The organism is Candidatus Polarisedimenticolaceae bacterium, assembly GCA_036376135.1.
GTDB lineage: Bacteria > Acidobacteriota > Polarisedimenticolia > Polarisedimenticolales > DASRJG01 > DASVAW01.
This window is the reverse complement of record DASVAW010000158.1, coordinates 65,523-81,973: the sequence shown is the minus strand read 5'-3', so window position 1 is coordinate 81,973 and position 16,451 is coordinate 65,523. Positions and strand designations below refer to the sequence as shown.

The 16,451-nt window shown below is 70.4% G+C and carries 16 protein-coding genes; 7 read left to right on the top strand and 9 right to left on the bottom strand.

The window, feature by feature from the left end; translation table 11 throughout:
- The first annotated feature begins 343 nt into the window (after window positions 1-343).
- Window positions 344-703, top strand: coding sequence for a hypothetical protein (locus VF139_16975; protein HEX6853092.1), 360 nt, complete (start codon window positions 344-346; stop codon window positions 701-703).
- Between the two features lie 67 nt (window positions 704-770).
- On the opposite strand, the gene VF139_16970 is transcribed toward VF139_16975, so the two are convergent.
- Complete coding sequence (locus tag VF139_16970; GenBank protein ID HEX6853091.1) at window positions 771-1,646, bottom strand: RluA family pseudouridine synthase; 876 nt, start codon at window positions 1,644-1,646, stop codon at window positions 771-773.
- Entirely contained in the window at window positions 1,643-2,899 is a 1,257-nt protein-coding gene (locus VF139_16965; protein HEX6853090.1) for a hypothetical protein, read from the bottom strand. Before VF139_16965 ends, VF139_16970 begins: the two co-directional genes overlap by 4 nt.
- A gap of 77 nt (window positions 2,900-2,976) precedes the next feature.
- On the opposite strand from VF139_16965, the gene VF139_16960 reads away from it, so the two are divergent.
- Window positions 2,977-5,385, top strand: a complete 2,409-nt coding sequence (locus tag VF139_16960) for a hypothetical protein (protein ID HEX6853089.1) — start codon at window positions 2,977-2,979, stop codon at window positions 5,383-5,385.
- 7 nt (window positions 5,386-5,392) lie between these two features.
- On the opposite strand, the gene VF139_16955 is transcribed toward VF139_16960, so the two are convergent.
- The gene (locus tag VF139_16955) at window positions 5,393-6,265 is read right to left on the bottom strand and encodes a radical SAM protein (GenBank protein ID HEX6853088.1); all 873 of its coding nucleotides are present in this window, start codon (window positions 6,263-6,265) and stop codon (window positions 5,393-5,395) included.
- 40 nt (window positions 6,266-6,305) lie between these two features.
- On the opposite strand from VF139_16955, the gene VF139_16950 reads away from it, so the two are divergent.
- On the top strand, window positions 6,306-7,142 hold the full coding sequence (locus tag VF139_16950; protein HEX6853087.1) for an MBL fold metallo-hydrolase: 837 nt from the start codon (window positions 6,306-6,308) through the stop codon (window positions 7,140-7,142).
- Here the strand turns inward: VF139_16950 and VF139_16945 are convergent.
- On the bottom strand, window positions 7,139-8,386 hold the full coding sequence (locus VF139_16945; protein HEX6853086.1) for a GAF domain-containing SpoIIE family protein phosphatase: 1,248 nt from the start codon (window positions 8,384-8,386) through the stop codon (window positions 7,139-7,141). The two genes, VF139_16950 and VF139_16945, sit on opposite strands and share 4 nt — an antisense overlap.
- A complete protein-coding gene (locus VF139_16940) occupies window positions 8,383-10,161 on the bottom strand; it encodes a patatin-like phospholipase family protein (GenBank protein ID HEX6853085.1) in 1,779 nt (592 codons plus the stop codon). Before VF139_16940 ends, VF139_16945 begins: the two co-directional genes overlap by 4 nt.
- Before the next feature lie 184 nt (window positions 10,162-10,345).
- Here VF139_16940 and modA point away from each other — a divergent pair, with 184 nt between their 5' ends.
- From modA to VF139_16925, 3 genes are read left to right on the top strand one after another with little or no spacing between them, the layout of a single operon-like run.
- Window positions 10,346-11,056: a molybdate ABC transporter substrate-binding protein gene (gene modA / locus VF139_16935; GenBank protein ID HEX6853084.1), complete on the top strand. Its 711-nt coding sequence runs from the start codon at window positions 10,346-10,348 to the stop codon at window positions 11,054-11,056.
- A 9-nt stretch (window positions 11,057-11,065) separates the two neighbouring features.
- Complete coding sequence (gene modB / locus VF139_16930; protein HEX6853083.1) at window positions 11,066-11,725, top strand: molybdate ABC transporter permease subunit; 660 nt, start codon at window positions 11,066-11,068, stop codon at window positions 11,723-11,725.
- Window positions 11,726-11,753: 28 nt separating this feature from the next.
- Window positions 11,754-12,656 (top strand): MBL fold metallo-hydrolase, encoded by a 903-nt coding sequence (locus VF139_16925; GenBank protein ID HEX6853082.1) that lies wholly within the window; start codon window positions 11,754-11,756, stop codon window positions 12,654-12,656.
- A 9-nt stretch (window positions 12,657-12,665) separates the two neighbouring features.
- Here VF139_16925 and VF139_16920 read toward each other — a convergent pair whose 3' ends face one another.
- From VF139_16920 to VF139_16910, 3 genes are read right to left on the bottom strand one after another with little or no spacing between them, the layout of a single operon-like run.
- Entirely contained in the window at window positions 12,666-13,154 is a 489-nt protein-coding gene (locus tag VF139_16920; GenBank protein HEX6853081.1) for a cupin domain-containing protein, read from the bottom strand.
- Between the two features lie 5 nt (window positions 13,155-13,159).
- Entirely contained in the window at window positions 13,160-14,353 is a 1,194-nt protein-coding gene (locus VF139_16915) for a M48 family metallopeptidase (GenBank protein HEX6853080.1), read from the bottom strand.
- Window positions 14,350-14,859, bottom strand: a complete 510-nt coding sequence (locus tag VF139_16910; protein HEX6853079.1) for a tyrosine-protein phosphatase — start codon at window positions 14,857-14,859, stop codon at window positions 14,350-14,352. The genes VF139_16915 and VF139_16910 overlap by 4 nt, the downstream gene beginning before the upstream one ends.
- Window positions 14,860-14,946: 87 nt before the next feature.
- On the opposite strand from VF139_16910, the gene VF139_16905 reads away from it, so the two are divergent.
- Window positions 14,947-15,768 (top strand): hypothetical protein, encoded by an 822-nt coding sequence (locus tag VF139_16905; protein HEX6853078.1) that lies wholly within the window; start codon window positions 14,947-14,949, stop codon window positions 15,766-15,768.
- Here the strand turns inward: VF139_16905 and VF139_16900 are convergent.
- On the bottom strand, window positions 15,728-16,444 hold the full coding sequence (locus VF139_16900) for a BON domain-containing protein (protein HEX6853077.1): 717 nt from the start codon (window positions 16,442-16,444) through the stop codon (window positions 15,728-15,730). The two genes, VF139_16905 and VF139_16900, sit on opposite strands and share 41 nt — an antisense overlap.
- Window positions 16,445-16,451 lie beyond the last annotated feature (7 nt).

Here is a 16,451-nt window from a genome sequence, read left to right as displayed (position 1 = left end):
GTTGAGGGTACGCCCGACGAAGGAGGTGATCCATTGAACAGCAGTAGCTACCGTTCGGTGGAGGTGGCGTCCTCGTAGGGGAGGACTCCAGGTGCCGTGGCGCACCGCCCCCTTGTCACGGGGTAACCCAACGCCACTGAGACCGATTGTCCTGAAGGGCCCCGGTTCCGAAGAGGAGCCGGGGCCCTTTCCATTTCCGGGGTCTCGGGTGGATTCCCTAGTGCGCCTCGGGAATCGTTCCCTCGACGTACCGGTCGTTACCCGATGGTCGGGGAGCGCCGGAAAGGGGATCTTGTCCTTCCAAGGATCAAGAGGATCCGAGAGAACGGAAAGGAAGGACGCCATGACCACGATGCTCAAGACCCGGAACGGTGGACCCAAGGCTCCCGGCGGCCTCTACTGGCACTTCGGCAACTGGGAGATCAAGTCGAACGACGGCAAGGAAGTGACCCTTCCCGGCTCCGCCGCGGAACGCTACGTCCGCATCCCCACCGTCGCCCTGCTCGTCCTCGGCCCGGTCATGGGGCTCGCGTTCGCGATGTTCCTCCCCGCCATCGGATTCGCGTTGCTCGCCACGCAGGTCGTCCGCAAGATCGCCCACACGATCGTGAAGTCCGCTCCCGAGGCGAAAGCCGCCACGGCGACGGGACCCCAGGCTCCCGTGAAGCGCGAGAGCGCCCATCACGACGAGCCCTTGAACTGAACCCTCCCGCCTGAACCCTCCCGCGCGCCGGACGCGTCCTCCGGCGCGCGGGACGGGATGCGACGCCCTACCGCAGATCGCGCGGCGGCTCCGAGCGCACGACCACCTCGACGCCGTTGGCCGGATGCCGGAATCGCAGCTCCGCCGCGTGAAGCCGGTATCCGCCGTCCCCCACGCGCGCCGTCGATCCGGGTATCGGACCGCCGCCGGGGCCGTAGAGCGGATCCCCCACGAGGGGGTGCCCCGCCGCCGCGAGGTGGATGCGAATCTGGTGCGGGCGCCCCGTTTCGATGAACACGTCGGCGAGGAAGGCGTCGTCGTCGCGGCGAACGACCTGGACCCGCGTGAGCGCCGGCTTGCCGGCCGGCGAGGCGGCGAAGACGGTGCCGTGAAGCGGATGCGGCACGGGCCCGATCGGAACGTCGACGACGAACCGGTCCTCGACGGATCGACCCGAAGCCAGGGCGCGATAACGCTTCACGACTTCGCGGCGGCGCCACTGCGCCGAGAGCGCGCGGTGGGTCGCGGCGTCCTTCGCGAAGAGGACGATCCCCGAGGTGAAGCGCCCGAGGCGATGGAGGGGCGAGGCTCCGGGCGTTCGCGCCCTCACGGCATACAGCAGCGTGTTCTCGAGGAATCCGCCGCCGGGAAGCGTCGGCAGTCCGGAGGGTTTCCCGACGGCGAGGAGGGAGTCGTCCTCGAAGAGGACGTCGAATCCCGTCGGCGCCTCCGGCTCCTCCCAGCCCGGGCGGTGCCAGACGACGAGCTGGCCGGCGCGCAGCGGCTCGTCCGGGTCGCCGTCCACGCTCACGGATCCCTCCGCGATCCTGCGTCTCCAGGTTTCGCGGTCGGAGTGCGGATACCGCGCGGCGAGGTGGTCGAGCAGGCTCGCGCCCGCAGCGTCCACGGCGACACGCTCCCGGAAGGTGAAACCGCGGTTCACCGTGGCAGCCCCGCCGCCAGGGCCTCCGCGATGCGGAGGTTCGCCCTCGGCCCGTAGTGGGTCCCGTCGTACCCGTCGTCGCGGTCGGAGGCCGGCGCCGCGAGCAGCGCAGGCGAGAGGTCGAGGGTCTCGACGCCCGCGATGCGGAACCGCTCCAGGATCCCTCTCCATCGCTCGCGCGCGATCTCGGAGCGCTCGAGATTCGTGAGGTCCCGTTGGACGGGGAGCACGCCGACGACGACGCGGTGCCCTCGCGCGGAACCTTCCTTCGTCGCCGCGGCGAAGATCCGCCGCGTGATCTCGAACGCCTCGCCGTCCAGGTCGCCCCCGATCTCCATCCGGATCCTGCGGCGCGCCTCCTCCGCCCGGTGCGCGGCGAGGAGCTTCCAGGTAACGAGCCGTCCGAGTCCGGGGGGCGGAACGTGGGTCGCTTCGACGAAGAACCGGTCGTAGGCGCGGAGGTGGGCGAGGAGGTCCGTGCCCGGCTCGGGATAGTGGCGCTCGTAGATCGTCGCGGCCCTCTCGTAGAGCGGCGGCACGAACCGCAGGCCGTCCCCCTCCAGGACGAAACGCGGCATCGTCGTGTACGAGGTCCACTGTTCCCCGAGCGACCGCATGACGTTCACGTCGCGCCAGGGGTCGTGCCACGGCACGAAGATGAAACAGGCGACGTCCATCTCGATCCGTCCGGCGACTTCCTGATAACGAAGGAACGACTGCGCGCTCGAGTAGCCGTCGGTGCCGAAGTTCACCACCTCGAGGTCGGGTCGCAGCGTCTCGAGCCGGGTGCTCCAGGCCTGGTCCTGGGCGACGCGCGTCGCGGCGGCGAAGGAGTCCCCGAAGAACGCGATCCGCCGCTTCCCCGCGGGTGCCTCGCGTGGGGTGGGCCGGTCCCGCCGCGCCCCCAGCTCGTTGGTGCGCCACCACCCGTTGGCCGACGTCCACCCCTCCTTCCAGACGTAGCCGATCCGCGGATGCTCCCGCTTGGAGCCGAACAGGTCCCCGTGGGTGATCGGCACCCCGTCGACCACGAGGTTCGACCAGGGGGCGGCAGGGTCGGTCACCGGCGGCGCGGGCGCGGGGATCAGCCGCACCGGAGGCAGCTCGTAGCCGCGCAGCCTTCCGTACGAACGCGGCGACGGCTCCACGGCGAGCCTCAAGGCGGCGTCGAAGAGGAGAAACCCGACGATCAGCGCCCCCGGGGGGACGACGAGGAACATCCAGCGACGAGGGGGGGGCGGGGGTTGGTTCATCGTTGGGGCTTGTCCACCGGGGCTTTCGCCAGTATACGGTCACCCGGCGCTTGGCGTTGCGCCATCAGGGGGGTGTCATGTCCGTCCGGAAGACGTTGTTCGCGCTCGTCGTGTGTTGCGGTCTGGTGTCCTCGGCGATCGCCCAGTCGGCGGTCCACGTCGACGCGAAACGCACCGTCGTCGTCGACCGCGCCCGCGGGGTCGACGCGCGGGTCGACTACCCCGGCCTCGCCTCGCTCGGGCCCTGGGACGACCGCAACTACGCGCTGACCGCCGAGGACCTCGCCCTGCTCGCCCCCAACGAGGTCGAGCTGCGCGACCCGATCCCGGTCTTCTTCCGCGTCGCCTTGCGGCGGGAGAACCCCGGCCTTCCGCGCGTCGGACCTGCGCAATACCCGCGCAGCGCCTTCAACGCCTTCCGGTTGACTCACGGGGGGTACCTCGTGGACGGCGTCGTCTACACGGGGGTGACGTGGTCCGGGTCCCGCTGGGCGATCGAGAACGACACCGCGCTGGCGGAAGGGCCGCTCGCCGAAGGAACGGACTCGCTCTCCGGAGAGGTTCGCGTGACCTCTCCGAACGGAGCCGCGGAGTCGGCGATCAAGATCCACCCGACGGACGCGAACAAGGTGATCGCCGGAACGAACGGCCCGGGCGGCGGGCAGGTCATGCACGTGTCGAGCGACGGCGGGGCCACGTGGTCGGTCGCCGGGGCGCTCCCCCAGGGCGGGACCTGCTGCGATCCGACCGTGGACTGGTCCTCGAACGGGCAGTACGCCTACGCGGCGACCCTCGGAAACTGCTTTTTCGCCTGCAACGTCTGGTTCTATCGCTCCAACGACGGCGGGGTCACCTGGAACGGGCTCGAGAGCACGACCCCCGGCGACCCGCGCCGCGAGATCGCGGGGGGGGCCGACAAGGAGTTCCTGCACGTCGACAAGCACCCGACCTCGCCGTTCAAGGACAACCTCTACCTGACCTGGCACGAGAGCAACGTGATGAAGGTCGCCCGGTCGACCGACTTCGGGAACACCTGGTCGGTCCAGTCGTTCTCGTCCCTCAGCGGCGATCTCGGCATCGGCAGCGACATCGTCACCGGCCCGAACGGGACCGTCTACTACTTCTGGCCGGCGTTCAACAGCAGGACGATCCGCCTGCGCCGCTCGACCGACGGCGGCGCGTCGTGGGGGACGATCACGACCGTCGCCGCGACGCAGGACGGCTACGACTTCGCGATCCCGTCGATGGAATCGCGCCGCGCCTTCATCTATGTCGGCGCCGACGCCGACCTGACGACGGGCCCCTACGCCGGTTCGATCTATGCCGCGTGGACCGACACGACCGGTCCCGAGTCCGGCATCCCCGCCAACAACCACGCGCGGATCCAGGTGGCCTACTCGCGGGACAACGGGAACACCTGGGCGGTCACCACACCCCACGAGACCGCCGACCAGCTCACCGTGGATCGGTTCCACCCGTGGCTGGGGGTCGGGAACGACGGGACCGTCTACGTCGCCTACTACGACACGCGCCGGGACTCGACGCGCAACGCGGTCGACTTCTTCTTCAGCAAATCGGTCGACGGCGCGCAGACGTGGTCGACTCCCGAGCGCCTCACCGCGGTCCTCTCGCCCAACATCGCCGACGGCTTCGAGTGGGGCGACTACAACGGCCTCGACGTCGTCGCGAGCCAGCTCCTGACCATCTTCACCGACAACCGCGACGAGTCGGGGGGCTCGAGCCAGAGCGTCGACGTCTACTCCGCGGGGCGCCAGGTCGGCGGCGCCGCGGTCTGCGGCGACGGGGTGATCCAGGCCGGAGAGGCCTGCGATACCGGCCAGCTCGGAGGGAAGACCTGCGCGACCTTCGGCTGCACCGGCGGCGGGACGCTCGCCTGCAAGGGCGACTGCAGCGGGTTCGACACGACCGCGTGCGCGGGATGCCCGACCTGCAACAACAACGGGATCTGCGAGGTCGGCGAGGACTGCGGCAACTGCTCCGCCGATTGCGCCTCGGGCCCGACTCCCGGCCCCTCCTGCGGCAACGGCACCTGCGAAGCCGGCAACGGCGAAGACTGCCTGAGCTGCCCCTCCGACTGCGCCGGAAACCAGGGCGGAAAACCCGCGAACCGCTTCTGCTGCGGCGACGGCGACGGCGCCGGCCCCGTCTCCTGCTCCGACTCGCGGTGCACCTCGGGTGGCCGGGCCTGCACCTCCCAGCCGGTCGTCCCGGGTTCGTTCTGCTGCGGCGACACGGTGTGCGAGACCGGGGAGTCTTGCGCGAACTGCGCGCTCGACTGCCGCACCAACACGGTCGAGATCTGCGGCAACGGCGCGGACGACGACTGCGCGAACGGCGCCGAATGCTCCGACCCCGCCTGCGCTCCGACGCCGGCCTGCCAGCCGACGTGCGCGCCGCTCGGTTCCTCGTGCTCGACGAACGGCCAGTGCTGCTCCAACCGGTGTCGCGGAGGGACCTGCAAGTAGGCCAGGGTCACAACCCCCGCGCCCACTCCGGCCGGAGCGGGATCGAGCCGTCGAGGGCCGCGTCGAGGACCGCGAGCAGCCGCTCGCGGTCGCGGGGCAGGCGTCCGTCGAGCGGCAGGTAGTTCGACGCATGGTTCGTGCGGAAGATCGCGTCTTCGGGCGCAGCCTCCGCGACGAACGTCCGCATCTCGCGCAGCAACCCGGGAACGTCCGGAAGGACGAAACGCCCGCGGGACTCGAGGGCGGCCAGCGGGGTGTCCGGCACCACCGTCAGCGTGAGCACCGAAAGGAACTTCGGGGACATCGCGGTCGCCAGGCGGGCGGAGCCGAGGGCGTGCTCCGCGCTTCGCTCCACACCCCCCGCGCCGAGCAGGAAGATCGCGGAGAGATCGACGCCGGCGGCCCGGGCCCGGCTCGCCGCCAGGGCGTGCTGGTCGAACCCCGCCCCCTTGGCGATCCGCCGGAGCGTCTCCTCGTCCCCCGACTCGGGGCCGATGTACAGGAGCGAGAGCCCGAGCGTCCTGAGCCTCGCCAGCTCTTCGGGCGACTTCTCGAGGAGGTTCATCGCGGTCGCGTAGGCGCTCACCCGGCGCAGGCGAGGGAAGGCCGCCCGGCACGCCTCGAGGATCGCCGTCCACGTCCCGAGGTCCATGGCGAGGGCGTCGCCGTCGGCCACGAATACCTTCCGGACCCGCTCCCCCGCGGCGGCCGCCGCTTCGGAGACGTCGGCCAGGATCTCGTCGAGCCCCCGGACCCGGAAGGGCTTGTGCCGGTACATCGCGCAGTAGGTGCAGTGGTTCCAGGAGCACCCCACGGTGGCCTGGAGGATGAAGCTGTCCGCTTCGCTCGGGGGGCGGAACAGGGGTCCTTCGTATCGCATCGTCGGAATCGTACCGGAGGGGGTTAGAATCCGTTCTCGCATGGGTTCCACCAACCTCAAGCTCCGATTCTGGGGAGTGCGCGGGACGGTCCCGACCCCCTCGGCCGACCGTCTCGGCTACGGGGGCAATACTCCCTGCGCCGCGGTCGCGCTGGCCGAGGACGAATACCTGATCCTCGACTGCGGGTCGGGGGTGCGCCTGCTCGGGAGCGAGGTGGAGAAGCGGCGGGCCCGGCAGGCGACGCGTTTCCACATCTTCCTTTCGCACTACCACCTCGACCACGTCGAGGGGATGGCGCTGTTCCCCCCGCTGTACGATTCCGCGAACACGATCACCTTTCACAGCTTCGCCCCCGAGGGACGGACGATCCGCGACGTCCTCGAGTCGCTCGTGTGCCCGCCGTATTTCCCCGTGCCGCTGTCGGGCGCCCCGGCCACCGTGAAATTCGAGGAGGTCGGCCGTGAGTCGGTGCGCGTCGGCGACGTGGTCGTGGACTCGCTCCCGCTGCGGCACCCCGACGGCTGCGTGGCCTACCGCCTCGAGCACGCGGGCCGCCGGATCGTCTACGCGACCGACCACGAACACGGCGACCCCGCGACCGACCGGGCGCTGGAGAACTTCGCGAAGGACGCCGAGTACCTGATCTACGACGCGACGTACATGCAGGCGGAGTACGAGGCGCTGCGCAAGGGCTGGGGCCACAGCACCTGGTACGCGGCGGTCCAGATCGCCCGCGCCGCGAGGGTCAAGCACCTCGTGCTCTTCCACCACCACCCCGAGCACACCGACACGCAGCTGGCGGAGGTGGAACGGGTCGCGCGCGAGGAGTTCCCGACGACGTTCGCGGCGCGCGAGGGGATGGAGCTGGAGTTCTAGTCGCGGCCGGCGGCGCGCCGGCGCAGCACCAGCACCGTCATGTCGTCCTGCTGCGGCGCGGACCCGCGGAACGCGTCCGCCTCGGCGACCATGCGCGCGACCGTCTCCGCCGCGCCGGTTCCCGCCGAGACGATCGCACCCGCCCGCTCGTTCCCGAACGCCTCTCCCGCGGCGTTCTCGCATTCGAAGATGCCGTCCGAGACCAGCGCGAGGACGTCCCCCGGCGCCATGTCGATCCAGCGCGATTCCGGAGTCTTCCGGAAGGGAAGCATCCCGAGCGGGAGCGTCGAGGAGGTGAGCCAGTCGATCGTCCGTTCGGCGGCGCGCCAGTGCAGGAGCGGGCCCTGGCCGCCCGCGTGATACACGACACGGTGCGACGCCGGGTCGAGCACGCCGAGGAAGGCCGTGACGAACCGGTTGTCGGACAGGTCGTCCGAGAGCTGGTCGTTGATGTTGCGGAAGGTGTGGTCGAGACCGGCCCCCAGCCGCGCGGCGATCCGGAGCATCGCCCGCACCTGGGTGACGGAGATCGCCGGTCCCACCCCGTGACCGGTCGCGTCGCCGAGCAGGAGCAGGACGGAACCCGGGGCCGCGATCACGTCGAAGATGTCGCCGCCGGTCTGGTCGGCGGGGCGGCTCCATCCCGCCACGTCGTAGCCGGGGATCTCCGGCATCGATTTCGGGAAGACCCGCGTCTGGATGTCCCGCGCGACCTCGAGCTCCCGTTCCATCCGCCGCTTCTCGACGATCTCCTCGAGGAGCCTCATGCGCTGGATGGCGATCGCGCAGGTCGCCGCGAGGGCCGTGGCGATCGGCAGGTCGGCGTCGCCGAATGAACCGCCGCGCTTGTTGAGGACCTGCAGCACGCCGACGAGCGTGTCGTCGTGCCCGATCAGCGGCATCGTGAGCATCGAGCGGGTGCGATACCCCGTCGCGAGGTCGACCTGGCGATTGAAACGCGGGTCGGCGTACGCGTCGGCGACGAGGACGATCTCGCGCGTCGCGACGCATTCCCCGACGATCCCCCTGTCGGCGGGGATCCGAAGTTCCCCCGTTCCCGTGGCCACGCGCGAGACGAGGGTCCCCGAAGCGGGCTCGTGGAGGAACACGCTCCCCCGTTCCGCGTCGAGCAGCTCGAGCGCGGTGTCGACCACCTGCGACAGCAGGGTCGTCAGGTCGAGCGAACGCGCGAGGGAGCGGTTGACGGCCAGGACGCGCTCGAGGACCTCTCCTTCGCGGCTCATCGGACCCCCCGCAGGAGGGCGACGGAGTCCGGCCCGAGGCGCTCGGCGGCGTGCCGGTAACCCGCGGCGACGGCGTCGTCGAACGCCGACCAGCGCAGCAGGCCGATGCGCTGGACCGGGCTCACGAAGCAGAGGTCCACCTCCTCGCGGACCCGGGCCGCGCGCTCGGCGCCGCCGAGCATCGTGGACTTCATCACCACGTTGAGCGGTCCCGGCACCGGAACGCGCGAGACGCCCGGCACGAGCCGGCCCGCGAGCACGCGCCAGGGGGACGGGACCTTGTCGTAGCCGAGGCGACGATCGACGCGCAGGTCGAGATCGGAGGCGATCACCCGTCCCATCCCCGCGCGCTGGAAGACGTCCACCGGCAGGTTGTTCACGCAGCTGCCGTCGATGTGCAGTTGTCCGTCGTGCACCATCGGGGGCACGATCCCGGGGAGCGAGCAGCTCGTGCGCACCGCGCGCCACAGCGGCCCCGACTGGTGGACGTGTTGCTCGTTGCTCGAGAGGTTCGCCGAAATGCAGAAGAACGGGATCCAGCAGTCCTCGATCGAACCCTCGCCCAGATGCTCGCGCAGACGCCGCTCGATGCGCCCCCCTCGCGACACGGACACGACCGGGATCAGGTTGTAGTCGCCCAACGGGTCGGAGCCGGTGAACGACTCGCGGCAAGCCCGGTACAGCTGCTCGTCGTCGAAGTCCAGAGCCACGCCCGCGGCGACGATCGCGCCGATGCTCGTGCCGCCCACCGCGTCGATCGGGATGCCGCGTTCGCGCAGCGCGCGGATCACGCCGACGTGGGCGAATCCCGGCGCTCCCCCTCCGGCGAGCACGAGCCCTACCGCGCGTCCCGCGGCGTACCGTGCCACGCGGGCGAGATCCCCCGCGCGGTCGGCGCGCACGTGGTGGTGCCGGTCGACGCGGCGTCCCTCGAGCCATCGCGCGGTTCCCGAGGGCCCGCGGCTGCCGGGCGGGTGGAGCAGGACGAGCTCCCGACGAGGCAGCCGCTCGAAGGCATCCTGGTCGCCCAGCCACCGCTCGACCGGTCCGACCGACGCGTCCGCGCCGAACTCGGCGACGAGCACGACGGCATCGGCGTGGGAGAGGCACGTCCGCGTCCAGGGAGTCGGTTCGCCGTCGGCGAGCAGGACGAGCGAGTCGTGGGCGGCCTCGAGGTCCTCGACCCGGTCGTCGACGGGCTCGGAGTCGACGAGCGCGGCCCTGCCGTAGAGCCCCAGCTCGTCGGCGAGACGACGCGCCGTCCCGATCCCCTCGATCCCGCCGTGAGGGACCACCGCGATCGTGCGATAACGCTCCGAGATCCCGCGCCCGAGCGTCGTGCGCCGCAGGCGCGAGCTCATCAGTCGAGAGATGTTCAGGACGAGCCTCGGGTGGCTCTCCACGACCCGCTCGAGCTTCGAGCGGTCGAGCCGGAGCAGGACGCAGTCGCGTACGGCGAAGACCGTGGCGGTCCGGGTCGTTCCTTCGAGGATCGCCATCTCGCCGACGGTCTGGCCTCGGCGGATCTCCGCGATCGCGGTCGAGCGCCCGCGGGCGTCGGTGGACATCACCCGCAGGGTGCCGCTCGCGACGATGTGCAGGTCGTGGGCGACGTCCCCCTGCCGGTAGAGCGTCTCCCCGCGGCGCAACTCCACGCGTTCCAGGTGGCCGCGGAGCTCGTCGATGGCCGAAGGATCGTCGGTGCCCAGCAGGGACGCCAGCGCGTTGCGGAGTTCCGCTTGGCGCCGCTGCTCGAGCGCGGACCGATCCTCCATACCCCTCTCCCCGGCGGCGGGACCGCCGAAACCCGAACGATCATGCCACAAGGGCGCAGCGGGCTCCCTGGATCTGTAGGGTTTGATGGAATAGCGGGGCGAACGGCCGCCGTGGCCGCGGCGCGGCAGGACGTCCCAATTCTCCCGGGCGGGAGGGTGCGGACTCCGTCCTAAGATCGTCCCCATGCTCCGGAGCCTGCTCCTCGCGGCGGCCGTGGTCGCGGCCGAGCCGCCCCCCGAGATCGAGGTCCATGCCGCCGCGAGCCTGCGCGACGCGCTGACGGAGATCGGCGCGGCCTACGAGAAAAGCGCGGGTGTCGGCGTCGTCTTCAACTTCGCCGGATCGAACACGCTCGCGCAGCAGATCGTCGCGTCCGGCGCCGGGGACGTCTTCCTCTCCGCCGACCAGCATTGGATGGACGAGGTCGAGCGATCGGGCCGCATCCTCGCGGGGACGCGCCGGACGGTGCTCGCGAACCGGCTGGTCGTGATCGCGCGGACCGACTCGACGGTCGCGATCGCGCGCCCCGACGATCTGTCGACGGCCTCGTTCCGTGCGCTGGCGATGGGGGACCCCGAGGCGGTCCCCGCCGGCCGGTACGCGAAGGCGGTGTTGAAGGGGAGGGTGTGGGACGCCGTCGTCGCGAGGGTCGTGCCGTCGCCCGACGTGCGCGCGGCGCTCGCGCTCGTCGAGTCCGACCCCGCGATCGTCGGCATCGTCTACCGCACCGACGCGAAGTCCTCCTCGAAGGTCCGCGTGCTGACCGAGCTTCCGGGGGAGGCCACCTACGCCGCCGCCGCGCTTCGCGAGGGACACGGCCGGCGCTTCGTCGGATTCCTGGCGAGCCCCGAAGGCCGGGCGATCTTCGAGAAGCACGGTTTCCTGCCGAGGTAGAGTGCCGGCGTGGAGACCGCGCTTGCGCCCCTCCTCCTGACCCTGCAGGTCGCCGCGACGTCGATGGCGCTCGTCGCCGCGCCCGCGTTCGCCGCGGCGTACCTCCTCGCGCGACGGGAGTTCCGCGGGAAGGCGGCGCTGTCCACCTTCCTGACCCTCCCCCTCGTGCTCCCGCCGACGGCGATCGGCTTCCTGCTCCTTTCGCTCTTCGCCTACGACGGCCCTCTCGGACGATCGACCCTCGGGTTCGATCCCGGCGTGTTGCTGACCTGGAAGGGTGCGGTGCTCGCCCAATCGGTCCTCGCGATGCCGCTGGTCGTGCGGACCGCGCGCGTCGCCTTCGAGGGGGTGGACCCGCGCCTCGAGGCGATGGCGCGCACGCTCGGGCACGCCCCCCGGGCGGTCTTCCTGAGGTTCACGGTCCCGCTCGCCGCCCGAGGGCTCACCGCGGCGCTGATCCTGGGATTCACCCGAGCCGTGGGGGAGTTCGGCGCCACCGTGATCGTCGCCGGCAACATCCCCGGCCGCACGCAGACCCTCGCTTCCGCCATCTACGGGGCCCAGCAGGCCGGACGCGCCCGTGAAGCGGGGATCCTCGTCGGCGTCGCGCTCCTCCTCGGCTTCGTCGCCGTCTACGTCGCGGAACGGCTCGGCGGACGGCCGAAGTAGAATCCCGCGGTCCCGAAAAGGAGGCCCCATGCGCCGTCGCACCTTCCTGACCACCACCTCCCTCGCCGCGGCCGGAGCGTTCGTCGCTCCGTCGTGGCTCGATCGCGTGCTCGCCGAGGGGGAGTCGCTCCGTGCGCTTCGCGGCGGGATGCACCTCTTCTCCGCTCGCACGGGCGGCACGATCGGCGTGTACGTCGCCAAGGACGCGGCCGCGGTGGTCGACACCCAGTTCCCCGACCCGGCGAAGGCGTGCCTGGGCCTGCTGCGCGCGAAGAGCGCCCGCAAGCTCGACGCCGTGTTCCTGACGCACCACCACGGCGATCACACCGGAGGCGTCGGGGTGTTCAAGCCCGAGGCCGCGAGGATCGTCGCCCAGAAGAACGTGCCCGAACTCCAGAAGGCCGCGGCGGAGAGGCGCGGCAACGTCGCGGACCAGAGCTACCCCGACACGACGTTCGAGAAGGTCTATTCCCTCGACCTCGGCAAGGAGGTCGTGCGGGCGAAGCACTTCGGTCCCGCCCACACGGGCGGGGACGCGATCTGGGCGTTCGAACAGGCGAACGTCGTCCACATGGGCGACCTCGTCTTCAACGGCATGCTGCCGTTCATCGACCGGCCGGGCGGCGCGTCGATCCAGGGGTGGATGCGCGTCCTCGGACAGGCCCTCGAGCACTATCCGAAGGACGCGCGGTACGTCTTCGGCCACGCGGCGGACGACGCCGACGTCGTCGGCGACCAGGAGCCGCTCAAGGCGATGGTCACCTACCTCGGCGGCCTGCTCGACTACGTGAAGAAAGGCAAGGCCGAGGGGAAGACCGTCGAGGAGCTCTCGAAGGTCGAACGCATCCCCGGATTCGAGAGCCGCGTGGCGAAGTTCGACGGGGCGATCGAGATGAACGTCCGGGCCGCGTGGGAGGAGTTGGGGAGTTGACCGGCGGCGCTATCGCGTGGCGACCGCAATGAAACGAACTCCTTCCGGACCCGCCGTCCCGTGGTGTCCCTGCCCCTTTCGGACCAGGTGGGCGTCTCCCGCACGCACGTCCTCGGTGTGCTCCCTTCCGCCGGCGTCGAACGTGGTCATGCGGATCGACCCTTCGAGCACGTAGTAGATCTCGTCCGTACGGGGATGTTCGTGCCGGCCGATCGAGGCGTTCGGCTCGAGTCGCGCGTCGATCATCAACTCGAACCCGGTCGAGAAGAGCCCCTCCTCGAGGCCACGCTCCTCGCTGAAGACCCAGGTCGCGAAGTCCCTCCCGCGGCCGCGGCGCTCTGCGTCGTCGAATGCGGCGTTCTCGTGCGCGGGCTCGTAGAGCACCCGCGCCATGTTCTCGCCGCGCTTGTTGACCGCCCAGCCCAGCGCACCCGAGTAGACCTTTCGCACCGTCGCGTGGAATCGATCGCCTGGAACGTAGCGGGCCACGTCGTCCACGACGCTCACTCCTTGAAGCGGCCGGCGTGCCGCATCGGCTCCCCCGTCGCCCACGGCTTGTAGGTGTTGCAGAAGTCGACGCGCTCGCCGAGCGGCGGATGGCCCGCCCGGAACACCTTGTAGAGGAGGCCGGGCCGCGGCACTCCGAGATTCTCCTCCTGCAGCTTGACGAACGCGGACGCCCCCGCCCAGTTGTCGCGGGTGATCTCCAGGCCGAATCGATCGGAGTCGTGCTCTTGCCAGCGGCTGTAGGCGAGCGCCGCCGGCGAGGCGACGAAGCCGATGAGATTGGCGATCAGCAGGATCAACGGAAGCGACGCGACGTCGGACAGCTCGTTGAAGCCGAACCGATCCCCGAAACGATCGATCAAGCCGCGCGAGAGCCGATGCGCCGCCCACAACACGAAGGCGATCCCGAGCCCCGCGATGGCGATCGTCTTCCAGATGTGGCCGAGGACGTAATGCCCCATTTCGTGCCCCATCACGAAGAGCAGCTGCCGCTCGTCCAGCTTCGCGATCGTCGTGTCCCACAACACGATGCGTTTGGTGTCCATGAACCCGGTCACGTAGGCGTTCACCGCTTTCGTGTCCTCGCTCTTGGCCACTTCATAGACACGGCTCCCCTCGATCCCCGCGCGATCGGCGAGGGCGAGGATCTTCTGCTCGAGGTCCTTGTCCTTCATCGGTCCGAAGTCGTTGAACAGCGGGTCGATCGCGATCGGCTGCAGCAGGATGAGACCGCAGATCCCCGGCACGGCGACCATCGCCGTCCAGAGCCACCACCGTTTCGGACTCTTGCGAATGAGCAGGTACGGCACCCAGATCGTCACCGCGCCGAGCACGAGCGACACGAGCATCCCGATCCCGAAGTCCTTCCACCATTTCGCGAGGGTCTGGTTCGACATCCCGTAGTCGTGCTGACGCGTGAACCCCGACCAGAAGTCCAGCGGCAGCGTGATCAGCGAGGTGAGCACGGTGAAGAAAACGAGATAAAGCACGAGCGTCGGATACCACGCCTTCCCCATCCGCTTCGCGGCGTCCCGGAGCTTCGCCGACCAGCCGGTGAACAGGAACAGCGCCGGGATCGCGAGGCCGAGCAGGGTGTTCACGAGCCAGAGGAGCTGGTTCCCGCGGAAGTACTGGAGCGCCTGGGCGGTCGGCTCCGGGACGGCGACGAAGGTATCGGGGGGCGGGATCATCGTGCGTTCTCCTGCGTCTTCGGAACCTCGAACTCGCGGATGAAGTCCTTCATCCGCACCTGCCACCACGCCAGCCGGAATCGTTTCGCCTCTTCATACGCCTGGTCGAGGCTCCAACCCTCCCGCGCCATCCGCCACGCGGCGACGACGACCCCCGTGCGGTCGCGCCCGCGCTTGCAGTGCACGAACGCCGGCTGGTTCTCGGTCGCGCCGAGAATCTCGAGGGCCCGTTGAACCTCCTCGGACTCCGGCTTGCGCACGCCGGACATCGGGATGTTCGTGAACCGCAGCCCGAGCGCCTCCGCCAGGGACTTCTCACGCTCCGTCGCCTCCTCGTCGTCGCGCAGGTTCAGGATCATCCTCACGCCGAGTTTCGCGAGATGGTCGAGGCACGCCTCGCTCGGCTCGGCTCCGCGGTAGAGGCCGGGGCCGACCCGGCCGAAGTTCTCGCAGCCGCCGTCCGCGACGGGCCCGACCACGGCAAGGAGCAAACTCGCGAGCAGCACCGGCTCATCCTAACCGGGGCGGCGGTTGGCTGCGTTCGCGAGTTTGCGTGCGACGATCCCGCGTACACCCCAGGGAACGGAGGCCCCATGCACCCCACCCGCCGTGACTTCCTGGTCGTCGGCTCCGCCGTGGCCGCCGCGGGACTCGTCTCTCCCGTGTTCGCCGCCCCCGAGCCGGTCCCGGACGCCTTCCCCTCCCATCCCCCCGACCTCGCGCGGGAGATGGTCGGCGTCTCGCACGCGAACCTCGCCCGGGTGAAAGAGCTCGTCGCCGCGCGACCCTCGCTGGCCAAGGCGGCCTGGGACTGGGGGTTCGGCGATACGGAAACGGCGCTGGGCGCGGCTTCGCACGTGGGAAACCGCGAGATCGCCGAGTTCCTGATCGCGAACGGCGCCAGGCCGGACCTCTTCACGGCCGCGATGCTCGGGTGGCTCGACGTCGTGAAGGCGCTTGTCGCCGCGAACCCTGCGCTCACGCGACTGAAGGGACCGCACAGCATCCCCCTCCTCGCGCACGCCGAGGCCGGGGGGGAGCGGGCGAAGCCGGTCCTCGAGTATCTGAGGACGCTGGACGGCTCCGGGGAGTGGCCCGACGACCGGCCGTTGTCCGCCGCGGAGATCGAAGCGCTCGTCGGAAGCTACCGCTTCGGACCGGGGAGCCGGGACGTTCTCGTCGTCGACCGCCAGAAGGGGGGCAGGATGCGCGGGCAACTCACCGTGCAGCGGGGCGAGGGGACGTCGCGCAACCTCTTCCACCTGGGCGAGCGGGTCTTCCAACCCGCGGGGGCCGAGGCGGTGCGGTTGCGGTTCTCGGCGGAGTCCCCGGCGGGGACGCTGACCGTGCTCGAGCCGGCGCCGGGGGTGCGGGCTACTCGAGCCTCGGCTTCGGCTTCACCTCGAGCTGGTTGACGACGCCCTTGACGCCGTTCACCCCGAGCACCGTGCGTTCGGCGTCGATCCGCTCCCACAGACGCGGGACGTCGCCGGTCAGCGTCACCACGCCGGTCTCGACGGCGATCTCGATGTTCCCGGGGACGTGGTCGAGAGAGCTCCTGCCCAGGATCTGCGTCAGCTGCTTGCGCAGCGTCTCGTCGTCCTGCTCCCGGGACGTGATGGCGTCGACGACCGCGCGCACCCCGACGACGTCGGCGGCGGCGTCGCGCGCCGCGAACCGGATGCGCGCGTCGTCCACCTCGCCCTTCAGGGTGACCGTCCCGTCGCTCACCGAAACGTCGAGTTTCTGGTTGGCGACGCGCGGCAGGTCCTCGAAACGACGCTTCACGGTGTCGAGGATCGCGGAGTTGGAGCGCGAGCCCCCCTGAAGGTCGATCGCATCGGAGATCGCGAGCACCCCGCGCACGCGCGAGGTCTGGTCGAGCGCCTGCCACTTCCGATAAAGCGTCTCGACGCTCCCGGTCAGCTGAACCGTTCCGTCGGTCACGTCGACGTCGAGGCGCTCTCCCGCCAGCACCTGCACCATGCGCAGGTTCCCTTCGACGTTGAGCCGGATCGCGTCGTCCTCGCGGGTGCCGGCCTGAAGCGGGATCGCGAGGAGCAACGCGGCGACGGGAATCATGGCGCGCATGGGTCAC

Excerpts from the sequence above, each read along its gene's own strand:
- VF139_16925 (HEX6853082.1), top strand. The coding sequence starts at position 11,754 with ATGCGCCGTCGCACCTTCCTGACCACCACCTCCCTCGCCGCGGCCGGA.
- modA (HEX6853084.1), top strand. The coding sequence starts at position 10,346 with ATGCTCCGGAGCCTGCTCCTCGCGGCGGCCGTGGTCGCGGCCGAGCCG.
- VF139_16950 (HEX6853087.1), top strand. The coding sequence starts at position 6,306 with ATGGGTTCCACCAACCTCAAGCTCCGATTCTGGGGAGTGCGCGGGACG.
- VF139_16945 (HEX6853086.1), bottom strand. The coding sequence starts at position 8,386 with ATGAGCCGCGAAGGAGAGGTCCTCGAGCGCGTCCTGGCCGTCAACCGC.
- VF139_16940 (HEX6853085.1), bottom strand. The coding sequence starts at position 10,161 with ATGGAGGATCGGTCCGCGCTCGAGCAGCGGCGCCAAGCGGAACTCCGC.
- VF139_16915 (HEX6853080.1), bottom strand. The coding sequence starts at position 14,353 with ATGATCCCGCCCCCCGATACCTTCGTCGCCGTCCCGGAGCCGACCGCC.
- VF139_16905 (HEX6853078.1), top strand. The coding sequence starts at position 14,947 with ATGCACCCCACCCGCCGTGACTTCCTGGTCGTCGGCTCCGCCGTGGCC.
- VF139_16900 (HEX6853077.1), bottom strand. The coding sequence starts at position 16,444 with ATGCGCGCCATGATTCCCGTCGCCGCGTTGCTCCTCGCGATCCCGCTT.
- VF139_16975 (HEX6853092.1), top strand. The coding sequence starts at position 344 with ATGACCACGATGCTCAAGACCCGGAACGGTGGACCCAAGGCTCCCGGC.
- VF139_16965 (HEX6853090.1), bottom strand. The coding sequence starts at position 2,899 with ATGAACCAACCCCCGCCCCCCCCTCGTCGCTGGATGTTCCTCGTCGTC.
- VF139_16955 (HEX6853088.1), bottom strand. The coding sequence starts at position 6,265 with ATGCGATACGAAGGACCCCTGTTCCGCCCCCCGAGCGAAGCGGACAGC.
- VF139_16960 (HEX6853089.1), top strand. The coding sequence starts at position 2,977 with ATGTCCGTCCGGAAGACGTTGTTCGCGCTCGTCGTGTGTTGCGGTCTG.